Raw genomic sequence first — 25,491 nt, 5'->3', positions numbered from 1 at the left:
CCGCCCCTATCCATTTCAGCCCAAATCTTCTTTTTATATAGCTATTTCAGCTGCCTGCGGCTTGCCCTTCGCCGCGCACGATCTTCGCCCAGGGGTTGAGGTCGGGTTCGCCGATCTTGACCAGCTTGTTGCGGTCGCGGTGGAGGAAGGGTTCGTCGCGGCCCTTCACGATCAGCATGGTGTCGGAGACATAGCTCCACGATCCGTCGTCGTGAAAGTCGACCGTCAGCTGATAGGCGTCGGTGCGGAAGGCGAGGTCGAGAAAGCTCGTCGAACAGATGCCATATTCGGTTTCACCACGGGCCGCCTTCACGACGAGGCGTCTGGCATTGGGCTCGGCATGACCCGAAGCCATCGCGATCTGCCCGCGCGGGATCGCCAGCGTCTGCAGGATCAGCCCGGTCGCGGGTTCGTAGAGCCAGTAACCCACCTGGTCGTGGAAGCTGATATCCTCCTCGCGCGTGTTGACATGCTGGTGATAGCGCAGGCCATAGAAAAGCTGCGGGCCGTTGGCCTGCGGGTCGATTGGCTGCATCTCGATCCGCTCATAATATTGGCGCGTCTCGGGGCCGTCGGCCTTGGGGTTGATATCGACCCCGCGCTGGCCTTCCCAGATGCCGGCAAGCCGCGCGAGCGGACCGAGATTGGCCAGCGTCTCGGGGTCGACATCCTCGGGCTCGGTGAAAATATCTTCGGGTAATTCCATAGCTTGCCCCTAAAGCCTGAGACGGCCCCTTAAATATCCTCGACCAGCCGGCCATAGAGATGGGGGCGGCGATCGCGAAAAAAGCCCATCCCCGCCCGGTGCTTCGCCGCGCGGTCGAGATCGATCGTCTCGACCAGCACCCCGGTCTCGCCCGCCCCATAGTCCTGCGTCAGGTCGCCCCATTCGTCGCTGATGAAACTGTGGCCATAGAAGTTCGCGTCGCCTTCTGCTCCGATGCGGTTTGCAGCGACGACGGGCATGCAATTCGACACCGCATGCCCCTGCATCGCACGGCGCCACATGCGACTGGTGTCGAGCTCGGCATCATAAGGCTCGCTGCCGATCGCGGTGGGATAAAAGAGTATCTCGGCGCCCATCAGCGCCATCGCGCGCGCGCATTCGGGATACCATTGGTCCCAGCACACGCCCACGCCGATCCGCGCGCCGAACAGGTCCCACGTCTTGAATCCCGTATTCCCGGGCCGGAAATAATATTTCTCTTCATAGCCCGGCCCGTCGGGGATGTGCGATTTGCGGTACGTCCCCATGATGCCGCCGTCGGGCCCGATCATCGCCAGCGTGTTGTAATAATGATGCCCGTCGCGTTCGAAAAAGCTCGTCGGGATCGCGACCTTCAGCTTCGCCGCGAGCGCCTGCATCGCGACCACGCTCGGATGTTCCGCGGTGGGCCGAGCGGTGGCGAAATGCTTTTCCTCTTCCACCTGACAAAAATAAGGCCCCTCGAACAGCTCGGGCGGCAAGATCACCTGCGCGCCCTTCGCTGCCGCCGCTTCGACGAGCGCCGAAACGGCCTCGATATTGGGCTCGACGGGGCCAGGCAGGGCAAGCTGGAGCGCGGCGACGGAGAGAGTGCGGGTCATGGAGCGGATATAGGGTAGGCCGATTGTCTTGCCAGCGCAAAAACCACCGTCGGGGCTATTCTTTCCCCTCTGTCATCCCGGCGAAGGCCGGGATCCCGCCGGATGCTCCCGACGCGGGGTTAAGATCCCGGCCTTCGCCAGGATGACGATTGGAAAGTGCCGGACCTAGGCCGGCACCTGCTGGCTCGAGCAATGGAAGCTGCCGCCGCCGGCGATGATGCCGAGCGCGGGCACACCGACCGCGCGGCGCCCGGGGAAGAGCGCGGTGAGCGCCTCGACCGCGGCCGCATCATTCGCGGCGCCATAGGTCGGCACGACCACGCTGCTGTTGCCGATGTAGAAGTTCATATAGCTCGCCGCCGCAATCTCGCCGTCCAGCTCGACCCGGCCGGGCGAGGGCAGGTCGACGATCTCGACTCCGCCGAACGCTGCGGTGCGCGCGCGCGCGTCGGCATAGATCGCCGCATTGGGATCGTCGTCCCCCGCGGCAACCGGGATCGCCAGCCGTCCCTCGCCGACGAAGCGCGCAAGATTGTCGACATGGCCGTCGGTATGGTCGCCGATCAGTCCCTTGCCCAGCCACAGCAGCCGCTCGATGCCCAGCGACTGGTGCAGCCGAACCGCGATATCCTCGCGCGTCAGCGACGGGTTGCGGTTGATATTGAGCAGGCATTCCTCGGTCGTGACGCAGAGGCCCGTGCCGTCGACATCGATGCCGCCGCCCTCGAGCACCCAATCCTGTTCGTCGACCGGGAAACCCGTCGTCGCGGCGAGCGCGGCGCCGACTTCCTGGTCGCCGGGCATGACGAATTTCTCGCCCCACCAGTTGAAGCGGAAATCGCGCGCGCGCCGTGCCGCGCCGGTCCCCGCGACGATCGGCCCGGTGTCGCGCAGCCAGATATCGCCGAGCGGCTGGACGAGGATGCGCACCCCCGGATCGACCAGCTTCGCCGCGATCTCGGCCTGGCCTTCGTCGTTGACGACCAGCCGCACCTCCTCGCCGCGCCCGCCGTCGTGGACGGCGTTCGCGAAGGACGCGACGTCGCGCCGCGCGGCATCGATCCGGCCCGACCATTCCTCCGCCATATGCGGAAAGCCGATCCAGACGGCGTCGTGGGGCGCCCATTCGGCGGGCATGCGCAATGTCATCGCGTGCTAGTCCTTTGCGTCGATGCCGATGGCATCGGTCGTGTCGTCCAGAACGCAGCAATCCAGAACGGCCCGCGCCGTTCTGGATTGCCGGAACCTCGTGCTCCCCGCAACTGCGGAGGAGCGATTGCCGTCTTTACTTCCCGGCGCGCGACTTGTCGCGGGCGGCGCGGAACTCGTCGCCTTCGACCCAGTTCGGCCACGCGTCGGTCATCGCGAGCATCCGCCCCGCGGCGTAATAGAGGCGCAGGTCCGACATCATGCCGCCCCAGTCGGTGATCGCCTCATATTCGTCGCCCGGCGCGTGATAGCGGTTCTTTTCATAATCTTCCGAGGCTTTCTTGCCGGCCTCGACCCCGCCTTCGACGAGCTCGTCGCCGCTGCCGAAGTTGAACATCGGGACGCCCAGCTTGGCGAAGCTGAAATGGTCGGAGCGATAGTAGAAGCCCTTCTCGGGCGTCGGTTCCTGCTTGACCGTGCGGCCCTCCATCTTGGCGAGCTTGGCGACATAGGCGTCGAGTTCGGACTTGCCGCCGCCGACGACCACGATGTCCTTCGCCGGGCCGACCGCGTTGAGCGCGTCCATATTCACCCCGCCGACGGTCTGCGCGAGCGGGAAGATCGGGTTTTCGGCATAATATTTGGAGCCGAGCAGCCCCGATTCCTCGGCGGTGACCGCGAGGAACACGATGCTGCGGTCGGGGGCTCCCGCCGCCTTGAACGCCTGCGCCAGCGTCACGAGGCCCGCGATGCCGCTCGCATTGTCGACCGCGCCGTTGCAGATGTCGTCGCCCGCGACCGGCGTGCAGCGGCCGAGATGGTCCCAATGGCCGGTGTAGAGCACATATTCGTCCGGACGCTTGGCGCCCGGCAGCACGCCGATGACGTTGCGCGACATCTTCTTGGCGATCTCGTTGTCGAACGAGAAATTCGCCTTCACGCCCGTCAGCGGCACGGGCTTGAAGCCCTTGACCTTTGCGGCATCGCGCAGCTTGTCGAAATCCTGCCCCGCGCTCGCGAAGAGCTCCTTCGCCTTGGGCAGCTGGATCCAGCCGTTGGCGACGGTCTGGCTCGCGCCGCCGTCCTTGCTTTCGGCCAGATACTGCGTGCCGGTGTTGCTGCTCTCGACGACGTTCCAGCCATAGGCGGCGGGTTCGGTGTCGTGGACGATCAGCACTGCCGCGGCGCCCTGGCGCGCGGCTTCCTCATATTTATACGACCAGCGGCCGTAATAGGTCATCGCACGGCCGTTGAATTCGCCCTTGGTTTCCGGCGTTTGCCAGTCGGGGTCGTTGACCAGCACGACCACGGTCTTGCCCTTCACGTCGAGCCCGGCATAGTCGTTCCAGCCCTTTTCGGGGGCATTGATGCCGTAACCGACGAACACGACGTCGCTGTCCTTGATCTCGGTCCTGGGCTGCACGCGCCAGCTGAACGCGACATAATCCTTGGCATATTGCGCGGTGACGGGCGCCTTGCCGCCGGTGAAGCTGATCGGTGTGGCGTTCTTCGCGGTGATCTCCACCAGCGGGACGTCCTGCGTCCATTGGCCGTTGTTGCCCGGCTGCAGGCCCGCTTCCTGATATTTCTTGATGATATAGGCGACGGTCTTTTCCTCGCCCGGCGTCCCCGGCGCGCGCCCTTCATAGGCGTCCGACGACAATTCCTTGGTCACCTCCTGCAACGTCGCGAGCGACAGTTCGGGGATCTGGACGTCGGGGATCGCGGCGGCGGCGGTGGCATCGCTCGTCGCCTTGTCCTCGCCACCACACGCGGCAAGCGACAGGAGAACCGCGAAGGCCGCGGCGGATCGGGGGGAACGCAGCATGATATGTCCTTGGATAGTTTCGTTTGCGACGAGCGGGCTTGTGCCAGCGGGGGCGGGGGGATGCAAGGGCAGGGGACTGAGGGTCGCGCGATGGATGGCGGCTTTTCAATCGTCCGGTCAGACCAAGTCGGCAGCAACAGGCCGGAACAGATCGATTGGGCCCAGCACATGGCCGTCCGAAAGATAGCTCGCGCCGCTAAACCCGGTGATCCGCCGATCGATACGCGGGAGATCATTGATCGTCATCGGCCCGTTTCGCGCGGTGTCCACAAGATGTCGAAAGGTCTGCTCCTCAATGCCGATAAACGTGCCTGAACTACGATCGAGCCTGAAGGGATCGTTCGGCCCGGCGACCAGCTTTCCGTCTTCCAACTTGAAGGGCAGAGCGCCCTCGGGATCGGTCGGGAAATAGCCTCCGACAAACCGCAGTCCTTTAAGAGTTGGCAGCAGACATTCCCACAGAACGATCCCGAAGCTTAGGTCGTCAGCTATCGTCGTGCCTGTCGCAAGCGCGGCCGAGAGGACGGGCTGGCGGATCTTCGCAAGGCTCGGCGCATAATGAAGGGAGCGGACCGCGGCCGCGAACCCGCCATTCTCATCAAAAAAGGGACGCTCTCCGGGAGTCTGCGGATCCTCTGCTGAGAGGGTTGTGAAGATGGCTGGGCTATGGGTGTGGACTGCCCATCGCATCGCTACAATGTAACCCTTCACGCTCATCGCGTTTCCGGATTGATCAAGAACGCGCACTCGGTTGAACTGATTGCGCCACGTCGCAAATTTCTTAGCCTTGAAACCGACTGCCTCGATCGTCCCCTTCGCCTCAGCAAGCGACACCTGGCCTGTCGGTTCCACGCAGAAATAGTCGGGGGCATCTCCCCCAGCGCCGGGATTGCATTCGACCGACGCACCATACGCCCAAGAAAGCGCGCCGTGATTGCGGACGTCGTCGATCCGTGCGACGTGCCTGATGTCGAGGTGCTCGGCCAGAAACCAGCGACAGAATGCCTCGCCGAGCTCGTTAGAGTTGTTTTGTTTCTTCGTTTTGTTGGCGCCTAAGCCGTTCGGCTGGAACCGAAACGCGGTGCATGGCTCTAGATACCGAACGTGCTCGAACTGGGCGGGGTCGGGGTTCGGCGGGGCCTTGTCGTAGCTCTGCAAATAATAATGGTGATACAAATCAGCTAGATCTACCATGATTTCCGGCAATGGATTTCCCGGCTTTGCTGGATTTTCGAGCGAAGCCGGGACGGCCGGAAACTTGTTAAGCGCCACTCTTACCGATTTCCGCATGCATCCCCCAAGGCGATTCCCGGTCGATGTCGAACAGCGACATCATCCGTATTACGTTGCCGCTTTCTATACGCTATATTGCGACAGCCCAAGAATGTCCTTCCCGGAGAATCAAATATCGGCTGCTGCCCCGCATCGATTCGAATATCTAGGGCTTTTATACTAACAAAACAGGCCGTTGTCCGGCCGTCCTTTGGTCTCTCGCAATAGACCGCTCGATCAGCGCGAATAGAGTCTGACGACCAGATTTGGTTACTTCGTCACTCGAAGCGGGGCTTCGTGCAGCATGGGAAGGCAAGCATAAGTCGCATTGGTGCCGCCGCCAATCGGTCTCGGACGAAATAATGCTTTCCTAATATATCTCGCTATGCGTCAAACTGGCGGATGAAGCTCCTCCGTTTCTCCTGTCCATCTTTTCTGTTCGCCCAAGCACCCGGCTCGCGCGAAGCGACGCGCCGTGTGAAAGCGTCACTGCGTGATTGGGGTCCGCCCTCCGCCCGAAAAACGCAATTCGCGAATGAAGTTGCGCAGTTTTGCGCGGCTTTGCCTCCCGACCAGATCGGGCATTGTCCCGGCAGGCGGCCGCCGGACCGAAAGGTCGGATTGGCCATGATTATCCTCCCCGTCGCGCAGCGATGGGGAGGTGGCAGCGCGAAGCGCTGACGGAGGGGCATGGGGGCTGCCGTCGCTGCCCCTCCACCATCCGCTTCGCGGACGGTCCCCCTCCCCATGGCTACGCCACAGGGAGGATCGGTTTCGGCTATCGGCGGTGCCGCTCGAACATTGAATCCACTGTGAAGTTCGGCAGTTTTCCGCCGTTTTTGGCGTTGGCATCTTCCGCGCGAGTTTGCCCCGCATGCAATACTGCGGATCGCACGCTGGTGCGCCGCGGACATGGGCTGCGTGATCCCGTGCGATACCCCTGTGAAGTTGCGCAGTTTTCTGCGACTTTCAGCTACCCGCGTTCGCCCCGCCGACGCGCCGATGCGGCCACGAAAAAGGGCGGCCCGTTGCCGGACCGCCCCTTTTGTTTCCTGCGATGAACCGCCGGATCAGCGCGAATAGAATTCGACGACCAGATTCGGTTCCATCTTCACCGGGTACGGCACTTCGTCGAGCGTGGGCACGCGAACGTAGGTCGCCTTGGTGCCGTCAACGGCCAGATATTCGGGCAGGTCGCGCTCGGGCAGGCTCTGTGCTTCGGCGACCAGCGCCATTTCCTGCGCCTTCTTGCCGAGGGTGATTTCGTCGCCCGGCTTCACGAGGCGGCTGGCGATGTTGCACTTCACGCCGTTCACATAGACGTGGCCGTGGCTGACCAGCTGGCGCGCCGAGAAGATCGTCGGGGTGAACTTCGAGCGATAGACGACCGCGTCGAGGCGGCGCTCGAGCAGGCCGATCAGGTTCTGGCCGGTGTCGCCCTTCATCCGCGATGCTTCGAAATAATTCTTCTTGAACTGCTTTTCGGTGATGTCGCCGTAATAGCCCTTCAGCTTCTGCTTCGCGCGGAGCTGGATGCCGAAGTCCGACACCTTGCCCTTGCGGCGCTGGCCGTGCTGGCCGGGGCCATATTCGCGGCGGTTGACCGGGCTCTTGGGGCGACCCCAGATGTTCTCGCCCATGCGGCGGTCGAGTTTATACTTGGCGCTCTGGCGCTTCGACATATGTCGTCTCCAATATGCTGTGTGCCGAAGGATTTCGGCGGTTTCCCGGGTCGCACCGTACGGGCTGTGCCGTACGCGACCGCCGCTTCACCGGGGTGCGGGGTCCATTGCGAAGGCGCGCGGTTAGACGCAGGATGCGGCAAAGTCAAGCATTGCCGCGCTCTCCCGACGCCCCGGCTCGACAGCGGGAAAAAAGCCGCTAAAGCCGCGCGCATGACCGCTGCCAAATCGCCCGATGCCTGCGAAACGATGATCGACGTCCGCGCCGGGGTCGACGAAGTCGACCGCGAACTCGTCGCGCTGCTCGTCCGCCGTTTCGGCTATATGGACGCCGCGGCGCGCATCAAGACCGACCGGGGTGTCGTCCGCGACGAGGCGCGCAAGGCGCAGGTGCTCGACAATGTCGCGCGAGAAGGTGTCGCCGCCGGACTCGAGCCCGACCGGCTGCGCGCGATCTGGAACGAGCTGGTCGAGCAGTCGATCGCCTATGAAATGATCCGCTGGGACCGGATTCGCGCGAACCCGGCCTAGGGCCTGAACCCATAAATTACGCGTTCGCGTAATTTATGGGTTCAGGCCCTAGGCTGCCCCGTTCAGTTGGTGCTGTTGCCGGCCGGCTTTTCGGTCGCGCCGTTGGCGGCCTCGGTTTCGACCTTCGGCGCCTCGATCGTGCGGCAGACCTTCTTGGGCACGCTGCTGCCGGTCGATTCGATCCGCTGACAGACCTTCTTGGGCTTGGCGGGTTTCGCCGGCTGGGTGGTGGTCGTACCGGTCGCAGCCGCGCCGGCAGCGTCGCCCGATGCCGCGGCGAGCGCGAGCGAAAGCAATAACGTCATCATGGAACATCAGACTCCTGGAAATATGGCCAACCGGACCTCTCCAAATGCCGGCCAATTCCCCAAGCCGATCATATAGATGGTATCATGCGTGAGGCTTCAAGCGATCATCCAGCCAAAGATCGCCGGCGTGGGAAAGGGCAATGGCGCCCGTGAATTGGTCGGATAGAGCGAGCGGCGCCGGACCGAAAAGGAAAGGAGTCCGCCAATCTCTATCGCAGACTCATTCGGGGACTGTCGTCGAACCGGCTGGCCGCGGGCCGCGCTTTTCCGAACCTGGCCTAGTTGCCGAGCGGCGAATCGCCGACGCCGACATTCTGCTTATAGCCTTGGTTGATCGCGTCGATATTTGCGGCCTGGCCGGCGTCCCACTGTGCCTGCGTCTTGCAGGTGCGCTTACCAAGATTGCTGCCGGTCATCTTTACCGTCTTGCAAATCTTCTTGGGCTTTTCCGGCTTGGCGGGCTGCGTAGCGGTCGTCGAGCCGTCGGCAGGCGGGTTTTCGGCAGCGGCCGCGGCGAGCGCCAGCGACAGGATAAGGGTCATCATGGGAAAGTAGCTCCTGAAACGATTTCCCGCTGCTTATCGCCTTTTTGCCGTCCGGCCAAGAGCCGTTATGATGCCGCGCATCATCCTGATATCGTTGTATGACCATCCCGTCTTGGTGAGCGCGGTGCGCAGCGTGCGCAGGGTCATCGTCCGGCGGTCGGGCGGGAAGAAATAGCCCGTCGCATCGAGATCGCGGACCAGGTGATCGATCAGTCCTTCGAGCTCGCCGTGCGGCGCGGGGGGATCGAGCGGCACCTCGGGCGGGCTCGCGAGCGCTTCGCCTTTCGACCATTCATAGGCGAGCAGGATTACCGCCTGCGCCAGATTCAGCGAAGCGAATTCGGGATTGATCGGCACGGTGACGATGCTGTGCGCCAGCGCGACGTCGTCGGTTTCCAGCCCCGACCGCTCGGGACCGAAGACATAGGCCGCGCGTCCCGCGGTGGCGTGCACTTGGCTAGCCGCGGCCTCGGGGGTCAGCACCGGCTTGGTCACCCCGCGCTTGCGCACCGTGGTCGCATAGACGTGCGTGCAGTCGGCGGTCGCCTCGGCCAGGCTGCCGAAGACCTGGGCGTCGGCGAGCACGATATCGGCGCCCGATGCGGCGGGGCCGGCATCGGGGTTCGGCCAGCCGTCGCGCGGGCTGACGAGCCGCAATTCGGTCAGCCCGAAATTGAGCATCGCGCGCGCCGCCTTGCCGATATTCTCGCCGAGTTGCGGGCGGACGAGGACGATGACGGGGGGCGGGGCGGCTTCGAGGGATGTGTCCTGGCTCACCCCTTGTGCGCCGCCTCGTTGATCGTCGAGGCGAATTCCTCGAAATCCTTCGCCTCGGTGAACTCGCGATAGACGCTGGCGAAGCGGATATAGGCGACGCTGTCGAAACCCTTCAGCGCCTCCATCACCATTGCGCCGATCTGCGACGCCTTCACCTCATTCTCGCCCGATGTTTCGAGCTGGCGCTGGATGCCCGACACCAGCCGCTCGATGCGCGCGCCGTCAATCGGGCGCTTGCGGCACGCGATCTGGACGCTGCGCATCAGTTTCTCGCGGTCGAAGGGTTCGCGCCCGCCGTCGGCCTTGAGCACCGCCACCTCGCGCAGCTGGATGCGCTCGAAGGTCGTGAAACGCGCGCCACAATCCTCGCATTGCCGCCGCCGCCGGATCGCCGCGCCGTCCTCGGTCGGACGGCTGTCCTTCACCTGGCTGTCTTCATGGCCGCAATAGGGACAGCGCATCGGTCAGCGTTTCACCCGCGTATAGAGCGCGATCGCGGCGCCGGCGAACAGGCCGACGGGCCAGCTGACGACGGGCAGCACCAGCCCTGCGACGGCGCCGACAGCGCCGCCGGTCAGCACCGGCCGCGTCGAGGGGTGGGCCATGCCCTGCTTGCCCATCGCCTTGACTTCTTCGATCGTCAGTTCGACCAGCGTCGGTTCCTCGGGGTGCTGCCGTGCCATTTATACTATCCCTGATAGATGGGGAAATTTTCGCAGAGCGCGCGGACGCGCCTCCGCACATCGGCCTCGACGTCGGCGTCGCCATGCTCGCCCTTGCCGCGCAAAGCTTCGAGCACGTCCGCGACCATGTCGCCGATCTCCTCGAACTCGGCGATGCCGAAGCCGCGCGTCGTGCCCGCTGGCGAACCCACGCGGATGCCGCTGGTCTTGACGGGCGGGAGCGGGTCGAAGGGCACGCCATTCTTGTTGCAGGTGATCGCGCTGCGCTCGAGCGCCTCGTCGGCGTCGCGCCCGGTGATGCCGAGCGGGCGCAGGTCGATCAGCGCGAGGTGCGTGTCGGTGCCGCCCGCGACGACATCGGCGCCGCGCGCCTTCAGCCGGTTCGCCAGCGCCTGTGCATTGGCGATCGTCGCCTTGGCATAATGTTTGAACTCGGGGCGCAGCGCTTCGCCGAAGGCGACCGCCTTCGCGGCGATGACGTGCATCAGCGGGCCGCCCTGCAGCCCGGGGAAGACCGCCGAATTGATGCGCTTCGCGATCGCTTCGTCGTTGGTCAGGATCATGCCGCCGCGCGGGCCGCGCAGCGTCTTGTGCGTCGTCGTGGTGACGACATGCGCATGCTCCATCGGCGAGGGATGCGCGCCGCCGGCGACGAGGCCCGCGAAATGCGCCATGTCGACCATCAGCAGCGCGCCGACATCGTCGGCGATCGCGCGGAAGCGCGCGAAATCGAGCGTGCGCGGATAGGCCGAACCGCCCGCGATGATCAGCGCGGGGCGATGTTCCTTGGCCAGCGCCGCGACCTGGTCGAAATCGACGAGATGGTCGTCGGGGCGCACGCCGTACTGCACGGCGTTGAACCATTTGCCCGACATCGCGGGCGCCGCGCCGTGGGTCAGGTGGCCGCCGGCATCGAGGCTCATGCCGAGGATCGTCGCGCCGGGCTTGGTCAGCGCCAGCATCACCGCGCCGTTCGCCTGCGCGCCCGAGTGCGGCTGGACGTTGGCGAAATTGCAGTCGAACAATTTCTTGGCGCGGTCGATCGCGAGGGTCTCGACTTCGTCCGACGGCGCGCAGCCCTGATAATAGCGGCGGCCGGGATAGCCTTCGGCATATTTGTTGGTGAAGACGCTGCCCTGTGCCTCGAGCACCGCCTTGGAGACGATGTTTTCCGACGCAATCAGCTCGATCTGGTAACGCTCGCGCTCCATCTCATGCTTCATCGCCGCTGCGACGGCGGGGTCGACGGCGGCGACGCCGTCGGTGAAATAGCCGGCCGATTTGATGGGCTTATCGAGCGTTTCTGTGGTCATCGGCTGGTCTCCAATTGGGCCTGATTGAAGGGGGGCTGGGAAAGCTTGTCGACGCGGCGCGCGTGGCGGTCGCCGGCGAAATCGGTGGTCAGGAAGGCGGCGAGGCACGCCTTGGCCATGTCGATGCCGGTCAGCCGCGCGCCCATCGCGATGACGTTCGCATCATTATGCTCGCGCGCGAGCTTCGCCGACAGCGGTTCGCCGACCAGCGCGCAGCGGCACGCCGGGTTGCGGTTGACCGAAATCGAGATGCCGATTCCGGATCCGCACAGCACGACGCCCTTCTCGGCGCGCCCGCTCGCGACGGCTTCGGCCAAGCGATAGCCATAGTCAGGGTAATCGACGCTGTCGGGGCCGTCGGTGCCGAGATCCTCGACCTCATGCCCCTGCTCGCGCAGCCAGCCCGCAAGCTGGGCTTTCAGCTCGTAAGCGGCGTGGTCGGCGGCGATGGCGATGCGCATGATGCGGCTCCCGCAGGGCTTCAGGGAATCGATGAGCGCGCTTTAGGCCAAGGCGCCGACAATGGCCATAAGCGAGGTGGCAAATTTGTGACGCCGCCGATAAAGCAGCCCCATGTCCGACACGATCATGTCCATCCTGATGCTTACCGGGGTCGTCCTGACCGGGGGTGCCGTCTATGTGTTTCGCATGGGCGACAGGCGCCGCGCGCTGCTGATGCTCGTCGCGGCGCTGGTGATGTTCGCCAATGTCGCGATCTGGCTGGTGCCGGTGAAATAGCCTGGGTCCTCCCCCGACAGGGGAGGATCGTTTGTCAGCGGATCGGCGAATCGGGCGCGAGCCGCATATCCAGATAGTTATCGAGCGACTTCATCAGCTGGTCGAGCTCATGCTCGAAGAAATGGTTCGCGCGCGGGATCTCGTCGTGATGGATGGTGATGCCCTTTTGGGTGCGCAATTTGTCGACCAGTTTCTGCACGGCCGTGGGCGGCACGATCTCGTCCTGTCCGCCTGCGACGATGATGCCCGACGAGGGGCAGGGGGCGAGGAAGCTGAAGTCGTACATGTTCGCCGGCGGCGCGACCGACAGGAAGCCGCGGATTTCGGGGCGGCGCATCAACAGCTGCATGCCGATCCACGCGCCGAAGCTGAAGCCCGCGATCCAGGTCGTCTGCGCCTCGGGATGGATCGACTGCACCCAGTCGAGCGCCGAGGCGGCGTCGCTCAGCTCGCCGATGCCGTTGTCGAAAGTGCCCTGGCTGCGGCCGACGCCGCGGAAGTTGAAGCGCAGCACGGCGAAACCGCGCGCGACGAAGCTCTTGTACATCGCCTGCGTGATGCGGTCGTTCATCGTGCCGCCGCCCTGCGGATGCGGGTGCAGGATCAGCGCGACCGGCGCGCGCGGGCGCGGCGGCGGCGAGAAACGGCCTTCGATACGGCCTTCGGGGCCGGGGAAAATCACGTCGGGCATGGGCGCACCTTTTCATGTTCTGGGGCTTGCCACCGATTCGCCGGACGGCGGGTGGCGGAGCGAAGAGATGCGCCTATATAGAAAATAGGTCTCGACATGCAACTTTTGCGAATTGTTCGCAACAAGAGCTCCAAATCCGAGCAAACCCCTTCTCCGTTCGTGTCGAGCGAAGTCGAGACATGCGAAGGCATGCGGAACTTGAAGTGTGTCTCGACTTCGCTCGACACGAGCGGGTTTAGGGGGCAAATGCCGCCCATGATCTACCTCGATTACCAAGCCACGACGCCGCTCGCTCCCGAGGCGCGCGAGGCGATGCTGCGCTGGCTCGAAGGGCCGGGCGCCGACGATTTGGGGGGGGATGGCTATGCCAACCCGTCGAGCACCCACAAGGCCGGCCGCGCCGCCGCGGCGGCGGTCGAGGTCGCGCGCGACCAGGTCGCCGCGCTGCTGCCCCGGGGCGGACGGCTCTTCTTCACGTCGGGCGCGACCGAGGCGCTCAACTGGGCGCTGCTGCGCGGGGCCGAGACGATGCCGGGCGGAGTCGCGGGGCTCAGCATCGAACATGCCGCCTCGCTGCAATGCCTCGAACGGCTGGACGCCGCGATCCTGCCGGTCGACGCTGAGGGGCTGGCGCTGCCCCCCGATGCAGCGCTCATCCCCGAAAAGGGCATCGTCGCCACAATGCTGGTGAACAACGAGGTCGGCACCATTCAGCCGGTCGCCGATTTCGCCGCCGCCGCGCATGCGAAGGGCAGCCTGCTGCTCTGCGACGCGGTGCAGGGCTATGGCCGCGTCGCCATCCCCGACGGCCCCGACCTGATCGCGCTCTCGGCGCACAAGATTCATGGGCCCAAGGGGATCGGGGCCCTGTGGGTCCGGGACGGCGTCGACCTGCCGCCGCTGATGTTCGGCGGCGCACAGGAACAGGGGATGCGCTCGGGCACCGTCTCGCCCGCGCTCTGCGCCGGCTTCGGCGCCGCGGCGGCGCTCGCGGCCGAGCGCTTCGACGAAGATGCGGTGCACGCCGAGCGCCTCTGGTCGCTCGCGCTCGACATGCTCCCCGAATGGACGATCAACGGTTCTTCGGAACGCCGCTACCACGGCAATCTCAACATCCGCCGCGAGGGCGTGAACGGGCTGCGGCTGATGTCCGACGCGCGCCATGTCGCCTTCTCGCTCGGCAGCGCGTGCGGCAGCGGATCGGGCAAGGTCAGCCATGTGCTGCGCGCGATGGGGGTGAGCGAAGCCGACGCCCGCGCGTCGATCCGCCTCGGCTGGGGCCGCTACACGAGCGAGCGGGAGTTGCGCGACGGGCTGAACGCGATCAAGGATGCCGCAAGACTCCAAGGGGTTAATTGATGCGCGTCACCTTCATCCACGCCGACGGCAAGGGGCGCACCGAGGCCGAGGCCGCGCCGGGCAGCATCCTGCTCGACGTCGCCCAGGCCCATCTGATGCCGCTCGAAGGGACGTGTGAGGGGCAGATGGCCTGCTCGACCTGTCACGTCATTGTCGAGAAAGCCGATTTCGACCGCCTGCCCGAGGCAAGCGAAATGGAGGAGGACATGCTCGATCTCGCCGCGGGCGCGCGGCGTACCAGCCGCCTGTCGTGCCAGATCGTGCTGACCCCCGATCTCGACGGCCTGACCGTCCACATCCCCGCCGAAAGCCGCAACATGCAAGGGCCGCGCTGATGATCAGGTCTTTGATGACTGTCGCGATGTCGGCGGCGATCGCGGTTGGGGCATGCGCCAAGACCCCGGTGGCCGATCCGCAATTTGCACGGCAACAGGCCGTGGAAGCCCGATTGGCGGTGCTCGAATATCGCAGCGGCGGCCGGCTGGGCGTCGCGGTGACCGATGCCGATGGAAAGCTGCTTGTCGGCCTCCGCGCGGACCAGCGTTTTGCGATGTGCTCGACCTTCAAGCTGCTGCTTGCGGGGCATGTGCTGCGCGGCGCTACCAACGGGGGCCCGTCGCTGCGCACCCCGCTGCCCTTCACCAGGGCCGATATCGTCTTCCACTCGCCCTATACCGAGGCCAATCTCGCGCTCGGCGAACTCCGCCTCGGCTTCGCGGCCGAGCAGATCGTCAAGGTTAGTGACAATGCCGCCGCCAACCTGATCCTCAAGGCGACCGGCGGCCCCGAGGCGTTCACCAGGCGCATGCGCGCGATGGGCGACGAATTCACCCGGCTTGACCGCTTCGAAACCGAGCTCAACGAAAATGCTGTGGGCGACCCGCGCGACACCACCACCCCGCAGGCGATGGCGAAAAGCGCCGCGAAGCTCGTCTATGGCGACTATCTGAACCCCGACTATCGCAAGTCGTTGCGCCAATGGATGATCGACAGCAAGACCGGGCTGACCCGCATCCGCGCCGGCCTGCCCGCAGGTTGGGCGGCGGGCGACAAGACCGGCAGCTGCGGCAACGCCTATAACGACGTCGCCTTCGTCGAAGCGCCGGGCGGCGGGCGCTTCATCGTCGCGGTATATCTCGACCGGCCGGTCGTCGAGGGCGAGGCGGCCAATGCGATCATCGCCGATGTTGCGCGCGCGATTGCCGAGGATCTGCCCAAGGTCGCAAGCCTGCGCCAATAGCGGCGCTTGATTTTCGCTGATCGCGCCGCCATATGCGCCGCGGGAGTCGGGCGGACGTGGTCTTCGCCAACCCGGTCAGGTCCGGAAGGAAGCAGCCGCAACGAATTCGCCGCGGGTCGTTCCGGCTCCCACCCATTTCCCCCTTCGACAAGCGCACCGACCGTCCCTAAGACGGGTCGCATGAGCGATTCCGCCGACGACGAACCGACGATGCTGGGCATGGATTTGCCGGAGACGCCCGCGCCTTCGGCTCAATCGGGCCCGTACCGCGTCCTCGCGCGCAAATATCGCCCACAGACCTTTGCCGAGTTGATCGGGCAGGATGCGATGGTGAAGACGCTGGGCAATGCGATCGCCCGCGACCGGCTGGCGCACGCGTTCTTGATGACCGGGGTGCGCGGGGTTGGCAAGACCTCGACCGCGCGGCTGATCGCGAAGGCACTCAATTGCATCGGACCCGACGGGCAGGGCGGGCCGACGATCGATCCGTGCGGCGTCTGCGAGCCGTGCCGCGCGATCACCGAGGGGCGCCATATCGACGTGATCGAGATGGATGCCGCGTCGAACACCGGCGTCGACGACGTGCGCGAGATCATCGAGGCGGTGCGCTACGCCGCGGTGTCGGCGCGCTACAAGATCTACATCATCGACGAAGTCCATATGTTGTCTCGCAACGCCTTCAACGCCTTGCTGAAAACGCTCGAAGAGCCACCGCCGCACGTCAAATTCCTCTTCGCGACGACCGAGGTCAACAAGGTGCCGGTGACCGTGCTGTCGCGCTGCCAGCGCTTCGACCTGCGGCGTATCACCCCCGACATGCTCTTCGCGCATTTCAGCGCGATCCTGCAGAAGGAAGGCGTCGAGGCCGAGGCGCCGGCGATCTGGCTGATCGCCAATGCCGCCGAGGGGTCGGTGCGCGACGGGCTGTCGATCCTCGACCAGGCGATCGCGCACGCCGACCTCGATGGCGGCGGCACGGTGAGCGCCGACCAGGTACGCGTGATGCTCGGCCTGTCGGACCGCTCGTCGATCGCGAACCTGATGGCGACGATCCTCGAGGGCGATGCCGGCGGCGCAATCGACCTCGCGCGCGGCCAATATGCGCTGGGCATCGAGCCCGTCGCGATGGTGCGCGGGCTGATGGACCTGACGCATGCGATCACGCTCGCCAAGGTGTCGCGCCACGAGGATCCGGCGCTCGCCGAAGCCGACCGCGCCCGCATTGTCGACTGGGCGCAAAAGCTCGGCTTCGCCCCGCTCAACCGGCTGTGGCAATTGCTGCTCAAGGGGCATGACGAGGTGCTGCGCGCGAACAATCCGCTCGAGCATCTCGAAATGCTGCTGCTGCGGGTGATCTACGCGGCGTCGATGCCCGATCCGGGCGAACTCGCGAAACTGCTCGAAACCGGGAACTTCCCCATGGCGTCGCTGCCCGCGCCCGCCGCGCCGGCGCAGGATGCGACCGCGAGCGCGCCCGAGCCCGTCGCCGCGGAAAGCGATGCCCCGGCCTCGGCGCTCACGGTGGCGCAGATCTATCAACTGCTCGAAAGCACCGGCAATCATCGGCTCGCAGTCGTGGTCCACGACCATCTGCGGATCGTCACGCTCGAACCGGGCCTGCTGCTGTTCGCCGAGGGATCGGGGATCGACGCCAATTTTGCGCGCGACCTCGGCGACGCCTTGCTGGACGCCACCGGTAGCCGCTGGCAGGTGCGCAGCGGCGAGGGCGAGGGGCGGCCGAGCCTCGGCCAGATCCGCGCCGCGAGCCTCGCCGACAACGACCAGCGCATCCGCGAATTGCCCGTGGTGAAAGCGGCCCTGGCGGCTTTTCCCGACGCGAGGCTTGTCGAAGACGACGACAATCGCCATAGGTCGAACCCATGAAATCGATGGAAGAAATGCTCAAGGCGGCGCAGCAAGCCGCCGAAACCGTGCAGGCCCAGATGGCGGAGGCGCAGGCGAAGCTCGACAGTGTCGAGGTCGAAGGCGTGTCGGGCGGTGGGCTCGTGAAGATTCGCGCCAGCGCCAAGGGGCGCATCAAGGCGATCGCGATCGACGACAGCCTGATGGTGCCTGCCGACAAGCAGATGCTCGAGGATCTGCTCGCCGCGGCGTTCAACGACGCGCGCGAAAAGGCCGACCAGGTGAGCAATGAGGAAATGGGCAAGATGACCAGCGGCCTGCCGCTGCCCCCGGGCTTCAAGCTGCCCTTCTGACTTGCGGGCGCTCCGGCGTCGTTCACCGTAGCGACATTGAATGCGGCGCAAGTTACGCCATATTAGCGGAAACACGCCTATAGTAAGGACGGCGCGCCGATCGCGGACGCCGCTCCAGGAGCCATGATGAGCCAGACTTTTCCCCTGTTGCCGCTGCGCGACATAGTTGTTTTCCCCCATATGATCGTGCCGCTCTTCGTCGGCCGCGATCGCTCGGTCGCCGCGCTCGAAGTCGCGATGGAAGCCGACAAGGAGATTTTCCTCGTCGCCCAGCTCGATCCGGGCGAGGATGATCCGCAGCGCGACGACCTCTATGACGTCGGCGTGATTGCCACCGTGCTCCAGCTCTTGAAGCTGCCCGACGGCACCGTCCGCGTTCTCGTCGAGGGCAAGGAGCGCGCCAAGCTCGTCGCGCTCGAGAACGACGACAAGGCGGTGCTCGCGCGCGTGACGCCGATCGCCGATGCCGAGGACGACAGCGTCGATACCGCGGCGCTGATGCGCTCGGTCGTCGACCAGTTCGAAAATTACGCCAAGCTCAACAAGAAGATGCCCGCCGAAACCGCGGTGCAGCTGTCGCAGATCGAGGACGCCTCGCGCCTCGCCGATTCGGTCGCGGGCAATCTCAACATCAAGGTCTCGGACAAGCAGGCCCTGCTCGTCGAGGGCCAGCCCGCCAAGCGGCTCGAAATGGTCTTCGCCTTCATGGAGGGCGAACTCGGCGTGCTGCAGGTCGAAAAGAAGATCCGCGGCCGCGTGAAGCGCCAGATGGAAAAGAGCCAGCGCGAATATTATCTCAACGAGCAGCTCAAGGCGATCCAGCGCGAACTCGGCAACGACAATGGCGAGGGCGGCGACGACCTCGCCGAACTCGCGGCGAAGATCGAGGGCATGAAAATGTCCAAGGAGGCTAAGGCCAAGGCGACTGCGGAGCTCAAGAAGCTGCGCGCGATGGCGCCGATGTCGGCCGAAGCCACCGTCGTGCGCAACTATCTCGACACGCTGATCGGCCTGCCCTGGGGCAAGAAGTCGAAGCTGAAGAAGGATATCGCCAAGGCGCAGGCGGTCCTCGACGACGACCATTATGCGCTCGAAAAGGTCAAGGACCGGATCGTCGAATATCTCGCGGTGCAAGCGCGTACCAACAAGCTCAAAGGCCCGATCCTGTGCCTCGTCGGTCCGCCGGGCGTCGGCAAGACCAGCCTCGGCAAGTCGATCGCCAAGGCGACGGGGCGCGAATTCATCCGCCAGTCGCTCGGCGGCGTGCGCGACGAGGCCGAGATTCGCGGCCACCGTCGCACTTACATTGGCTCGCTGCCGGGCAAGATCGTCACCAACCTCAAGAAGGCGGGGACGATGAACCCGCTGTTCCTGCTCGACGAGATCGACAAGCTCGGCCAGGATTTCCGCGGCGACCCGGCCTCGGCGCTGCTCGAAGTGCTCGACCCCGAACAGAATGGCAAGTTCCAGGACCATTATCTGGAAATCGACGTCGACCTTTCGGACATCATGTTCGTCACCACCGCGAACTCGCTCAACCTGCCGCAGGCCTTGCTCGACCGCATGGAGATCATCCGGCTCGAAGGCTATACCGAGGACGAGAAGGTCGAGATCGCCAAGCGCCACCTCGTCGCCAAGCAGGTCGAAGCGCACGGGCTGAAGGCCGGCGAGTTCGAGCTGACCGAGGAAGGGCTGCGCGACCTCATCCGCTATTACACCCGCGAAGCGGGCGTGCGCACGCTCGAACGCGAGATCGCCAAGCTCGCGCGCAAGGCGCTGCGCCGCATCCTCGAGGGCAAGGCCGAAAGCGTGACGATCACGCCCGAAAACCTTGCGGACTTTTCGGGCGTGCGGAAGTTCAAGCACGGCATGGGCGATCTCGAGGACCAGATCGGCGCGGTCACCGGCCTCGCCTGGACCGAGGTCGGCGGCGAGTTGCTGACGATCGAGGCGGTCACCGCCTCGGGCAAGGGCCAGGTGCGCACCACCGGCAAGCTCGGCGAAGTGATGACCGAATCGGTGCAGGCGGCTTTGTCCTTCGTGAAGGCGCGCGCGCCGAGCTATGGCATCAAGCCCAGCCTGTTCGCGCGCAAGGACATCCACATCCACCTGCCCGAAGGCGCGGTGCCCAAGGACGGCCCGTCGGCGGGCGTCGGCATGGTCACCGCGATGATCTCGACCCTCACCGGAATCGCGGTGCGCAAGGATGTCGCGATGACCGGCGAGGTCACGCTGCGCGGCCGCGTGCTCCCGATCGGCGGGCTCAAGGAAAAGCTGCTCGCGGCGCTGCGCGGCGGGATCAAGACCGTCCTGATTCCCGAGGAGAATGAGAAGGATCTGGTCGAAATCCCGAAGAATATCACCGAGGGATTGCGCATCGTTCCGGTCAGCCACGTCGACCAGGTTCTCGCCGAAGCGCTCGTCGCGCCGGTCGAACCGATCGAGTGGACCGAGGCCGACGATCTGGCGGCATCGCCGCCGATCGCGACCGCGACCGACCCCGAAAATGCGATTCGCCATTAATCGTGGTTCAGCCAAGGCGTTTTTCGTCGCAAAAACGTCATTTTCATCGGTTTTTGCCCCTTTTTTGCTTTGACAAGGGGGGGGCAAAGGTCGTTAGTGACGCCCCATGGCCGTGGCCATGAATCATTCAACCAACAAATCACAGGGGTTCCTTAGGCATGAACAAGCAAGACCTGATCGCCGCCGTTGCTGACTCGAGCGGCCTGACCAAGGGCGACGCGAGCAAGGCAGTGGAAGCTGTTTTCGACGCGATCACGGGTTCGCTCAAGAAGGGCGGCGAAGTCCGTCTCGTCGGCTTCGGCACCTTCGCCGTCAGCAAGCGCAAGGCCTCGACCGGCCGCAACCCGCGCACCGGCGAAACGATGACCATCGCGGCGTCGAACCAGCCGAAGTTCAAGGCCGGCAAGGCCCTCAAGGACGCCGTCAACTAAGTTGGCCTGCGCCTTTTGAAGAAAAACGATCGGGTCGTGGCGCAAGCCTCGGCCCGATTTGTTTATGGCCTTGCGATCGGCAAAATCGCCGTTGCAATCGCCGCCGCAGCGGCTATGGACGTCCGGCTTTCGGACGCGGCGCCCGCCGCTCCAGTCCGGGACGGGCGCGTAGCTCAGCGGTAGAGCACACCCTTCACACGGGTGGGGTCACAGGTTCAATCCCTGTCGCGCCCACCATGGTTGGCCAGCCTAACCATGGATGACCGGACCATTCATCGCCTATTCAATGCGTTCGCATTAGGAATCCGGCCATGTTCCGCATATTCTCTCTCTCACTGGCCTCGGCCCTGCTGCTTGCCGCCGGCGTGCCCGCCGGGGCGCGCGGCGACCGCGACCAGGACCATCTCCGCGATGCTGCGGCGCAGGGCAAGGTCGTCCCGCTCGGCAAGCTGATCGCCGACGTCAAGTCGCGCCCGCCCTACAGCGACATGACCTTCCTCGGCGGCGCGCAGTTCGACCCGCAGCGCATGATCTATACGCTGAAGTTCATGGACGGCAGCCAGGTTGTCGTCGTCTATGTCGACGCGCGCTCGGGCCGCATCGTCGGGCGCAAGCCCTGACATCTATCCGCAACACATTTGCGATGACCGCCCCGAGTGGTACAGATGAACAAAGCGACCGGGCCGACCCGGCTCGCGCTAGGAAAGGCGCCTGAATGCGAATCTTGATTGTCGAAGACGAGCCCACGCTGGGACCGCAGCTCAAGGCGACGCTGGAGGGCGCGGGTTATGCCGTCGACCTCGCGACCGACGGCGAGGACGGGCATTTCCTCGGCTCGACCGAAAATTACGACGCGGCGATCCTCGACCTCGGCCTGCCCGAGATCGACGGGTTGACCGTGCTCGACCGCTGGCGGCGCGAGAAGCGCAATTTCCCCGTGCTGGTGCTGACTGCGCGCGACAGCTGGTCCGATAAAGTGGCCGGGCTCGACGCCGGCGCCGACGATTATCTCGCCAAGCCCTTCCAGACCGAGGAACTGATCGCCCGCCTGCGGGCGCTGATCCGCCGCGCCGCGGGCAATGCGTCGAGCGAGTTGATCGCGGGCAAGGTGCGCCTCGACACGCGCTCGGGCCGCGTCACCCTCGACGGCGAACCCGTCAAGCTGACCGCGCAGGAGTATAAATTGCTTTCGTACCTGCTCCACCACAAGGGCAAGGTCGTGTCGCGCACCGAGCTGATCGAGCATATCTACGACCAGGATTTCGACCGCGATTCGAACACGATCGAGGTCTTCGTGACGCGCATCCGCAAGAAGCTCGGCGCCGACATCATCACCACCATCCGCGGTCTCGGCTACCAGCTCGACGACCCGCAGGGCTGAAAGTGAGGCGTCGTTGTTCCCTTGTCGTCATCCCGGCGAAGGCCGGGATCTCGCCAGTGCGTCATGGCGATAGGGTGAGATCCCGGCCTTCGCCGGGATGACGGAGAACGAAAAAGCGGAGGGATTGGACCCCTCTTCGCGCCCCGCGCTGACGAGCCGGATCACCGGTTCGCTCGCGCGGCGCATGATCGCGATCGCGACGATCTGGATTTCGGTGCTGCTGCTCGGCGGCGGCTTCGCGCTCGACCGCGTGCTCACCGGTGCAATCACGCGCAACTTCGATTCGAGCCTCGAATATGTGCTCATCGCGATGATCCGCTCGTCCGAAATCGGCCCCGACGGCGAGGTGCGGCTGATCGACCCGCTCGGCGACCAGCGCTTCCTCGAACCCTATAGCGGCCTCTATTGGCAGATCAGCGGCGGCAGCCAGGAACCCTATCGCTCGCGTTCCTTGTGGGAACGCACGCTGAAGGCGCCGACCCCGCACGTCGACAACGCCCTCCATATCTATGACAGCGCGCAATTCCCCGAGGAGCAGCTCCGCGTGCTCGAGCGCAACGTCATCCTGCCGGGCAGCAAGGTCAACTGGCGCTTCCAGATCGCCCAGTCGCGCGATGCGCTCGACCTTCAGATCCGCGCGGTGCGCGCGACCCTGATCCCCAGCCTCGCGCTGCTTGGCCTGGGGCTCATCCTGCTCGCCGCGCTCCAGACCTTCTACGGCCTCTGGCCGCTCCGCCACATCCGCCGCGCGATCGCCGCGATGCGCGGCGGCCAGCACCGCCGCGTCGTCGCGCCGCTGCCGCTCGAAGTGCAGCCGATGGTCGACGAACTCAACGCGCTGCTCGCGCACAACGAGAAACAGGCCGAGGAGGCGCGGCTGCACGCGGGCAATCTCGCGCATGCGCTCAAGACCCCGCTGACCGTACTCGTCAACAGTGCGACCAGCGACAATTCCGAGCTTGCTGAAACGGTGCGGCGCGAGGCCGCGACAATGCAGCGTCAGGTCGACCACCACCTCGCGCGGGCGCGCGCCGTCGGGCGCCGCGGCGCGGCACAGGCGCGTGCAAATGTGCGCGACAGCGTCGACAGCGTCTCGCGCGCGGTGGCGCTGCTCCATCCCGACGCGCGGCTCGACGCCGCGGGCGACAAGGAACTGATTGCGCGCGTCGAGCGCCAGGATCTCGACGAACTGATCGGCAATTTGCTCGAAAATGCCGCCAAATATGGCGGCGGCAGCGTGTTCGTCACCGTCCAGCGCGACGGCGGTATGGCCGAGATATTGGTCGAGGACGACGGCACGGGCATCTCGCCAGCCGACCGCGTACGCATCTTCGACCGTGGGGTCAGGCTCGACAGCGGCAAGCCGGGAACGGGGCTGGGGCTGGCCATCGTGCGCGACGTCGCGGAGATTTACGGCGGCAGCATCGCGCTCGAGGAGAGCGAGGATTTGGGCGGGCTGCTGGTGCGGCTGCGGCTGCCGGCGGGGTAGGGCGGGGTTCTTACTCGCGAATGAGCGGCGGTTCGACTTCCGCTTCGGCACCGGCATCGGCCGCCTCCGGGGCGTCATCCTCTTTCACATCGCCGACGAAAGTCAGCTTGGCCAGCGGTGGGCGCGCTGCCATCGCCTTTGCCAAAGTCACAAGCTCGCGCTGTGAATTGATGGCGCAATAGTCGGTAGGCCACAAATCCATCGCGGGCCCTTCGCGACGCTTCGCGTCAGGGCATCGCGATTGCAGCACGTCGAAAGCGTTGATGATGCCGTCCGCCGCCGTCCGCGCCAGCAGCAAATAATCGCTTCCCGGGCGCGTTCCCGATTGCAGCACCCATAGTTCGACGGGCTTGCCGTCGCGGCTGGTTGCGCCGATCTTGACGAAGAAGGAATAACGGTATCCGCTCTTTCCAAGGTCGTCGCGCGAATAGGCTTTGCTCTCTACGATGGCGCAATGAAAGACGCCGTAATTTCGGAGCCGTAGCCATTCGGGGTCGCTATCCCCGGGCATGTCGTTGCGCTTCAACGTCCAATCGCCGAGTGCGATCCGGCTCATGCAGCCGAAGCTGTCCTTGTCGGTGAAATGCTCCGGAATGAGGCCGTCTTCATAGCCGTATAGCGGGACGTCCGAATGGACGAGTGCGTCGTCGAATTCCTCTTCGCTTTCGACATCGGCCTGCGCCGTTACGGGCGTAGCCATAAGCATCAGCGATGCCGCGGCGATCGTTCGTAGGGCCTGTGCTGCCGCGCCCATTTACGCCGCCGTCACCACCAGCCCGCGCTGCACCCCCGGCCGTGCCAGCCCCGCATCGAGCCAGCGCTGCACATGCCCGAACCGTTCGAATCCGACGATCTCCGCCGCATCATAGAAGCCGATCAGGTTGCGCACCCAGCCGAGCAGCGAAATGTCCGCGATGCTGTAGCCTTCGTCGATGATCCATTCGCGCGTCGCCAGCCGGTCGTTCAGCACCTCGAGCAGCCGTGCCGATTCCGCCGCGTAGCGGTCGCGCGGGCGCTTGTCCTCATAGTCCTTGCCGGCAAATTTGTGGAAGAAGCCGAGCTGGCCGAATATCGGCCCGGCGCCGCCCATCTGCCACATCAGCCACTGGATCGTCTCGTAGCGCGTCGCGGGATTGACCGAGAGGAACTGGCCCGACTTGTCCGCAAGATAGATCAGGATCGCGCCCGATTCGAACAGCGCCAGCGGCTTGCCGCCGGGCCCGTTCGGATCGAGGATCGCCGGAATCTTGCCATTGGGGTTGAGCGCGAGGAAGGCCGGGTCGTGGCTCTCGTTCGCCATGATGTCGACACGGTGCGGCTCATACGCCAAGCCGGTTTCCTCGAGCATGATGCCGACCTTTACCCCATTGGGCGTCGGGGCCGAGAAGAGCTGGAGCCGGTCGGGATGCTGCGCGGGCCATTTGGCGAAGATCGGATGGCTCATGCGTCCTGCTCCCTCTTGGCCTTCTGGTGGTGGCGGATCACTTCCTCGATGATGAAGCGCAGGAATTTCTCGGTGAAATCAGGATCGAGGTCGGCGTCGCGCGCCAGTTCGCGCAGCCGCCCGATCTGGCGCTCCTCGCGGCCCGGATCGGCGGGGGGCAGGCCCTCGCGCGCCTTGAGTTCGCCGACCGCCTTGGTCACCTTGAACCGCTCGGCGAGCATATAGACGAGCGCCGCGTCGATATTGTCGATGCTCTGGCGATAACGGCTCAGCTGGTCGTCCATGGTCGGCTCCTCTTATACCC

Annotated in this window: 29 protein-coding genes, 1 tRNA gene and 1 other RNA gene; 14 read left to right on the top strand and 17 right to left on the bottom strand. The window is 65.0% G+C overall.

Annotated features, from left to right (window positions below; genetic code table 11):
- Nucleotides 1-46: 46 nt before the first annotated feature.
- The 6 genes from AC1RNQ_RS12510 to rpsD all read right to left on the bottom strand — a co-directional run bounded on the left by AC1RNQ_RS12510 (nucleotide 47) and on the right by rpsD (nucleotide 7,518).
- Nucleotides 47-706 (bottom strand): FABP family protein, encoded by a 660-nt coding sequence (locus AC1RNQ_RS12510; RefSeq protein WP_493171475.1) that lies wholly within the window; start codon nucleotides 704-706, stop codon nucleotides 47-49.
- Nucleotides 707-735: 29 nt separating this feature from the next.
- On the bottom strand, nucleotides 736-1,587 hold the full coding sequence (gene aguB, locus AC1RNQ_RS12505; protein ID WP_493171474.1) for an N-carbamoylputrescine amidase: 852 nt from the start codon (nucleotides 1,585-1,587) through the stop codon (nucleotides 736-738).
- 165 nt (nucleotides 1,588-1,752) lie between these two features.
- A complete protein-coding gene (locus AC1RNQ_RS12500; RefSeq protein ID WP_493171473.1) occupies nucleotides 1,753-2,736 on the bottom strand; it encodes an agmatine deiminase family protein in 984 nt (327 codons plus the stop codon).
- Between the two features lie 136 nt (nucleotides 2,737-2,872).
- The gene (locus tag AC1RNQ_RS12495) at nucleotides 2,873-4,564 is read right to left on the bottom strand and encodes a M28 family metallopeptidase (RefSeq protein WP_493171472.1); all 1,692 of its coding nucleotides are present in this window, start codon (nucleotides 4,562-4,564) and stop codon (nucleotides 2,873-2,875) included.
- Between the two features lie 117 nt (nucleotides 4,565-4,681).
- A complete protein-coding gene (locus AC1RNQ_RS12490) occupies nucleotides 4,682-5,854 on the bottom strand; it encodes a hypothetical protein (RefSeq protein ID WP_493171471.1) in 1,173 nt (390 codons plus the stop codon).
- A gap of 1,052 nt (nucleotides 5,855-6,906) precedes the next feature.
- Complete coding sequence (gene rpsD, locus AC1RNQ_RS12485; protein WP_077029377.1) at nucleotides 6,907-7,518, bottom strand: 30S ribosomal protein S4; 612 nt, start codon at nucleotides 7,516-7,518, stop codon at nucleotides 6,907-6,909.
- Nucleotides 7,519-7,731: 213 nt separating this feature from the next.
- On the opposite strand from rpsD, the gene AC1RNQ_RS12480 reads away from it, so the two are divergent.
- Complete coding sequence (locus AC1RNQ_RS12480; protein WP_493171470.1) at nucleotides 7,732-8,049, top strand: chorismate mutase; 318 nt, start codon at nucleotides 7,732-7,734, stop codon at nucleotides 8,047-8,049.
- A gap of 62 nt (nucleotides 8,050-8,111) precedes the next feature.
- Here AC1RNQ_RS12480 and AC1RNQ_RS12475 read toward each other — a convergent pair whose 3' ends face one another.
- From AC1RNQ_RS12475 to rpiB, 7 genes are all read right to left on the bottom strand, one after another.
- Nucleotides 8,112-8,357: a hypothetical protein gene (locus AC1RNQ_RS12475; protein ID WP_493171469.1), complete on the bottom strand. Its 246-nt coding sequence runs from the start codon at nucleotides 8,355-8,357 to the stop codon at nucleotides 8,112-8,114.
- Nucleotides 8,358-8,635: 278 nt separating this feature from the next.
- A complete protein-coding gene (locus AC1RNQ_RS12470; RefSeq protein ID WP_493171468.1) occupies nucleotides 8,636-8,902 on the bottom strand; it encodes a hypothetical protein in 267 nt (88 codons plus the stop codon).
- A gap of 33 nt (nucleotides 8,903-8,935) precedes the next feature.
- Nucleotides 8,936-9,583 carry an RNA methyltransferase gene (locus AC1RNQ_RS12465; protein ID WP_493171902.1) on the bottom strand — a complete coding sequence of 216 codons (648 nt, stop codon included), beginning with the start codon at nucleotides 9,581-9,583 and terminating at the stop codon, nucleotides 8,936-8,938.
- 92 nt (nucleotides 9,584-9,675) lie between these two features.
- On the bottom strand, nucleotides 9,676-10,140 hold the full coding sequence (gene nrdR, locus AC1RNQ_RS12460) for a transcriptional regulator NrdR (RefSeq protein WP_493171467.1): 465 nt from the start codon (nucleotides 10,138-10,140) through the stop codon (nucleotides 9,676-9,678).
- Between the two features lie 3 nt (nucleotides 10,141-10,143).
- Entirely contained in the window at nucleotides 10,144-10,362 is a 219-nt protein-coding gene (locus AC1RNQ_RS12455) for a hypothetical protein (protein WP_493171466.1), read from the bottom strand.
- Nucleotides 10,363-10,367: 5 nt separating this feature from the next.
- Complete coding sequence (gene glyA, locus AC1RNQ_RS12450; protein ID WP_493171465.1) at nucleotides 10,368-11,675, bottom strand: serine hydroxymethyltransferase; 1,308 nt, start codon at nucleotides 11,673-11,675, stop codon at nucleotides 10,368-10,370.
- The gene (gene rpiB, locus AC1RNQ_RS12445) at nucleotides 11,672-12,136 is read right to left on the bottom strand and encodes a ribose 5-phosphate isomerase B (protein ID WP_493171464.1); all 465 of its coding nucleotides are present in this window, start codon (nucleotides 12,134-12,136) and stop codon (nucleotides 11,672-11,674) included. The genes glyA and rpiB overlap by 4 nt, the downstream gene beginning before the upstream one ends.
- 112 nt (nucleotides 12,137-12,248) lie before the next feature.
- On the opposite strand from rpiB, the gene AC1RNQ_RS12440 reads away from it, so the two are divergent.
- Nucleotides 12,249-12,413, top strand: coding sequence for a hypothetical protein (locus AC1RNQ_RS12440; protein WP_493171463.1), 165 nt, complete (start codon nucleotides 12,249-12,251; stop codon nucleotides 12,411-12,413).
- A 34-nt stretch (nucleotides 12,414-12,447) separates the two neighbouring features.
- Here the strand turns inward: AC1RNQ_RS12440 and AC1RNQ_RS12435 are convergent, their stop codons facing one another.
- Nucleotides 12,448-13,104 (bottom strand): alpha/beta hydrolase, encoded by a 657-nt coding sequence (locus tag AC1RNQ_RS12435; protein WP_493171462.1) that lies wholly within the window; start codon nucleotides 13,102-13,104, stop codon nucleotides 12,448-12,450.
- A gap of 255 nt (nucleotides 13,105-13,359) precedes the next feature.
- Here AC1RNQ_RS12435 and AC1RNQ_RS12430 point away from each other — a divergent pair, with 255 nt between their 5' ends.
- The 12 genes from AC1RNQ_RS12430 to AC1RNQ_RS12375 all read left to right on the top strand — a co-directional run bounded on the left by AC1RNQ_RS12430 (nucleotide 13,360) and on the right by AC1RNQ_RS12375 (nucleotide 23,743).
- Nucleotides 13,360-14,463 carry a cysteine desulfurase family protein gene (locus AC1RNQ_RS12430; protein WP_493171461.1) on the top strand — a complete coding sequence of 368 codons (1,104 nt, stop codon included), beginning with the start codon at nucleotides 13,360-13,362 and terminating at the stop codon, nucleotides 14,461-14,463.
- A complete protein-coding gene (locus AC1RNQ_RS12425; RefSeq protein WP_493171460.1) occupies nucleotides 14,460-14,798 on the top strand; it encodes a 2Fe-2S iron-sulfur cluster-binding protein in 339 nt (112 codons plus the stop codon). The genes AC1RNQ_RS12430 and AC1RNQ_RS12425 overlap by 4 nt, the downstream gene beginning before the upstream one ends.
- Entirely contained in the window at nucleotides 14,798-15,703 is a 906-nt protein-coding gene (bla, locus tag AC1RNQ_RS12420) for a class A beta-lactamase (protein ID WP_493171459.1), read from the top strand. The genes AC1RNQ_RS12425 and bla overlap by 1 nt, the downstream gene beginning before the upstream one ends.
- A gap of 38 nt (nucleotides 15,704-15,741) precedes the next feature.
- Nucleotides 15,742-15,839: signal recognition particle sRNA small type (gene ffs / locus AC1RNQ_RS12415), an RNA gene on the top strand.
- 44 nt (nucleotides 15,840-15,883) lie between these two features.
- On the top strand, nucleotides 15,884-17,587 hold the full coding sequence (locus AC1RNQ_RS12410; RefSeq protein ID WP_493171458.1) for a DNA polymerase III subunit gamma/tau: 1,704 nt from the start codon (nucleotides 15,884-15,886) through the stop codon (nucleotides 17,585-17,587).
- Nucleotides 17,584-17,919, top strand: a complete 336-nt coding sequence (locus tag AC1RNQ_RS12405; RefSeq protein ID WP_493171457.1) for a YbaB/EbfC family nucleoid-associated protein — start codon at nucleotides 17,584-17,586, stop codon at nucleotides 17,917-17,919. The genes AC1RNQ_RS12410 and AC1RNQ_RS12405 overlap by 4 nt, the downstream gene beginning before the upstream one ends.
- A gap of 126 nt (nucleotides 17,920-18,045) precedes the next feature.
- A complete protein-coding gene (gene lon, locus AC1RNQ_RS12400; RefSeq protein ID WP_493171456.1) occupies nucleotides 18,046-20,442 on the top strand; it encodes an endopeptidase La in 2,397 nt (798 codons plus the stop codon).
- A 158-nt stretch (nucleotides 20,443-20,600) separates the two neighbouring features.
- Entirely contained in the window at nucleotides 20,601-20,873 is a 273-nt protein-coding gene (locus tag AC1RNQ_RS12395) for an HU family DNA-binding protein (RefSeq protein ID WP_037510426.1), read from the top strand.
- Nucleotides 20,874-21,035: 162 nt separating this feature from the next.
- A tRNA-Val gene (locus AC1RNQ_RS12390) sits at nucleotides 21,036-21,110 on the top strand.
- A gap of 74 nt (nucleotides 21,111-21,184) precedes the next feature.
- Nucleotides 21,185-21,493 carry a PepSY domain-containing protein gene (locus AC1RNQ_RS12385; RefSeq protein ID WP_493171455.1) on the top strand — a complete coding sequence of 103 codons (309 nt, stop codon included), beginning with the start codon at nucleotides 21,185-21,187 and terminating at the stop codon, nucleotides 21,491-21,493.
- A gap of 95 nt (nucleotides 21,494-21,588) precedes the next feature.
- On the top strand, nucleotides 21,589-22,254 hold the full coding sequence (locus tag AC1RNQ_RS12380; RefSeq protein ID WP_058810093.1) for a response regulator transcription factor: 666 nt from the start codon (nucleotides 21,589-21,591) through the stop codon (nucleotides 22,252-22,254).
- 184 nt (nucleotides 22,255-22,438) lie between these two features.
- Nucleotides 22,439-23,743, top strand: coding sequence for a sensor histidine kinase (locus AC1RNQ_RS12375; protein ID WP_493171900.1), 1,305 nt, complete (start codon nucleotides 22,439-22,441; stop codon nucleotides 23,741-23,743).
- Between the two features lie 10 nt (nucleotides 23,744-23,753).
- Here AC1RNQ_RS12375 and AC1RNQ_RS12370 read toward each other — a convergent pair whose 3' ends face one another.
- Genes AC1RNQ_RS12370 through AC1RNQ_RS12360 form a run of 3 tightly spaced genes read right to left on the bottom strand, consistent with a single transcriptional unit; the run spans nucleotide 23,754 to nucleotide 25,471 of the window.
- Nucleotides 23,754-24,497 (bottom strand): hypothetical protein, encoded by a 744-nt coding sequence (locus AC1RNQ_RS12370; RefSeq protein WP_493171454.1) that lies wholly within the window; start codon nucleotides 24,495-24,497, stop codon nucleotides 23,754-23,756.
- Nucleotides 24,498-25,187, bottom strand: coding sequence for a glutathione S-transferase N-terminal domain-containing protein (locus AC1RNQ_RS12365; RefSeq protein WP_493171453.1), 690 nt, complete (start codon nucleotides 25,185-25,187; stop codon nucleotides 24,498-24,500).
- The gene (locus AC1RNQ_RS12360; RefSeq protein WP_058809773.1) at nucleotides 25,184-25,471 is read right to left on the bottom strand and encodes a chorismate mutase; all 288 of its coding nucleotides are present in this window, start codon (nucleotides 25,469-25,471) and stop codon (nucleotides 25,184-25,186) included. Before AC1RNQ_RS12360 ends, AC1RNQ_RS12365 begins: the two co-directional genes overlap by 4 nt.
- Nucleotides 25,472-25,491: the final 20 nt, after the last annotated feature.

Source organism: Sphingopyxis sp. GW821-FHT12F08 (genome assembly GCF_058806755.1).
Note: the sequence above shows the minus strand (reverse complement) of the source record. Positions and strands in the feature narration are given on the sequence as shown.

What these genes read in the sequence shown, in the direction of transcription:
- AC1RNQ_RS12510 (WP_493171475.1), bottom strand. Translation starts at nt 706, where the DNA reads ATGGAATTACCCGAAGATATTTTCACCGAGCCCGAGGATGTCGACCCC.
- aguB (WP_493171474.1), bottom strand. Translation starts at nt 1,587, where the DNA reads ATGACCCGCACTCTCTCCGTCGCCGCGCTCCAGCTTGCCCTGCCTGGC.
- AC1RNQ_RS12500 (WP_493171473.1), bottom strand. Translation starts at nt 2,736, where the DNA reads ATGACATTGCGCATGCCCGCCGAATGGGCGCCCCACGACGCCGTCTGG.
- AC1RNQ_RS12495 (WP_493171472.1), bottom strand. Translation starts at nt 4,564, where the DNA reads ATGCTGCGTTCCCCCCGATCCGCCGCGGCCTTCGCGGTTCTCCTGTCG.
- AC1RNQ_RS12490 (WP_493171471.1), bottom strand. Translation starts at nt 5,854, where the DNA reads ATGCGGAAATCGGTAAGAGTGGCGCTTAACAAGTTTCCGGCCGTCCCG.
- rpsD (WP_077029377.1), bottom strand. Translation starts at nt 7,518, where the DNA reads ATGTCGAAGCGCCAGAGCGCCAAGTATAAACTCGACCGCCGCATGGGC.
- AC1RNQ_RS12480 (WP_493171470.1), top strand. Translation starts at nt 7,732, where the DNA reads ATGACCGCTGCCAAATCGCCCGATGCCTGCGAAACGATGATCGACGTC.
- AC1RNQ_RS12475 (WP_493171469.1), bottom strand. Translation starts at nt 8,357, where the DNA reads ATGATGACGTTATTGCTTTCGCTCGCGCTCGCCGCGGCATCGGGCGAC.
- AC1RNQ_RS12470 (WP_493171468.1), bottom strand. Translation starts at nt 8,902, where the DNA reads ATGATGACCCTTATCCTGTCGCTGGCGCTCGCCGCGGCCGCTGCCGAA.
- AC1RNQ_RS12465 (WP_493171902.1), bottom strand. Translation starts at nt 9,583, where the DNA reads ATGCTCAATTTCGGGCTGACCGAATTGCGGCTCGTCAGCCCGCGCGAC.
- nrdR (WP_493171467.1), bottom strand. Translation starts at nt 10,140, where the DNA reads ATGCGCTGTCCCTATTGCGGCCATGAAGACAGCCAGGTGAAGGACAGC.
- AC1RNQ_RS12455 (WP_493171466.1), bottom strand. Translation starts at nt 10,362, where the DNA reads ATGGCACGGCAGCACCCCGAGGAACCGACGCTGGTCGAACTGACGATC.
- glyA (WP_493171465.1), bottom strand. Translation starts at nt 11,675, where the DNA reads ATGACCACAGAAACGCTCGATAAGCCCATCAAATCGGCCGGCTATTTC.
- rpiB (WP_493171464.1), bottom strand. Translation starts at nt 12,136, where the DNA reads ATGCGCATCGCCATCGCCGCCGACCACGCCGCTTACGAGCTGAAAGCC.
- AC1RNQ_RS12440 (WP_493171463.1), top strand. Translation starts at nt 12,249, where the DNA reads ATGTCCGACACGATCATGTCCATCCTGATGCTTACCGGGGTCGTCCTG.
- AC1RNQ_RS12435 (WP_493171462.1), bottom strand. Translation starts at nt 13,104, where the DNA reads ATGCCCGACGTGATTTTCCCCGGCCCCGAAGGCCGTATCGAAGGCCGT.
- AC1RNQ_RS12430 (WP_493171461.1), top strand. Translation starts at nt 13,360, where the DNA reads ATGATCTACCTCGATTACCAAGCCACGACGCCGCTCGCTCCCGAGGCG.
- bla (WP_493171459.1), top strand. Translation starts at nt 14,798, where the DNA reads ATGATCAGGTCTTTGATGACTGTCGCGATGTCGGCGGCGATCGCGGTT.
- AC1RNQ_RS12410 (WP_493171458.1), top strand. Translation starts at nt 15,884, where the DNA reads ATGAGCGATTCCGCCGACGACGAACCGACGATGCTGGGCATGGATTTG.
- AC1RNQ_RS12405 (WP_493171457.1), top strand. Translation starts at nt 17,584, where the DNA reads ATGAAATCGATGGAAGAAATGCTCAAGGCGGCGCAGCAAGCCGCCGAA.
- lon (WP_493171456.1), top strand. Translation starts at nt 18,046, where the DNA reads ATGAGCCAGACTTTTCCCCTGTTGCCGCTGCGCGACATAGTTGTTTTC.
- AC1RNQ_RS12395 (WP_037510426.1), top strand. Translation starts at nt 20,601, where the DNA reads ATGAACAAGCAAGACCTGATCGCCGCCGTTGCTGACTCGAGCGGCCTG.
- AC1RNQ_RS12385 (WP_493171455.1), top strand. Translation starts at nt 21,185, where the DNA reads ATGTTCCGCATATTCTCTCTCTCACTGGCCTCGGCCCTGCTGCTTGCC.
- AC1RNQ_RS12380 (WP_058810093.1), top strand. Translation starts at nt 21,589, where the DNA reads ATGCGAATCTTGATTGTCGAAGACGAGCCCACGCTGGGACCGCAGCTC.
- AC1RNQ_RS12375 (WP_493171900.1), top strand. Translation starts at nt 22,439, where the DNA reads ATGATCGCGATCGCGACGATCTGGATTTCGGTGCTGCTGCTCGGCGGC.
- AC1RNQ_RS12370 (WP_493171454.1), bottom strand. Translation starts at nt 24,497, where the DNA reads ATGGGCGCGGCAGCACAGGCCCTACGAACGATCGCCGCGGCATCGCTG.
- AC1RNQ_RS12365 (WP_493171453.1), bottom strand. Translation starts at nt 25,187, where the DNA reads ATGAGCCATCCGATCTTCGCCAAATGGCCCGCGCAGCATCCCGACCGG.
- AC1RNQ_RS12360 (WP_058809773.1), bottom strand. Translation starts at nt 25,471, where the DNA reads ATGGACGACCAGCTGAGCCGTTATCGCCAGAGCATCGACAATATCGAC.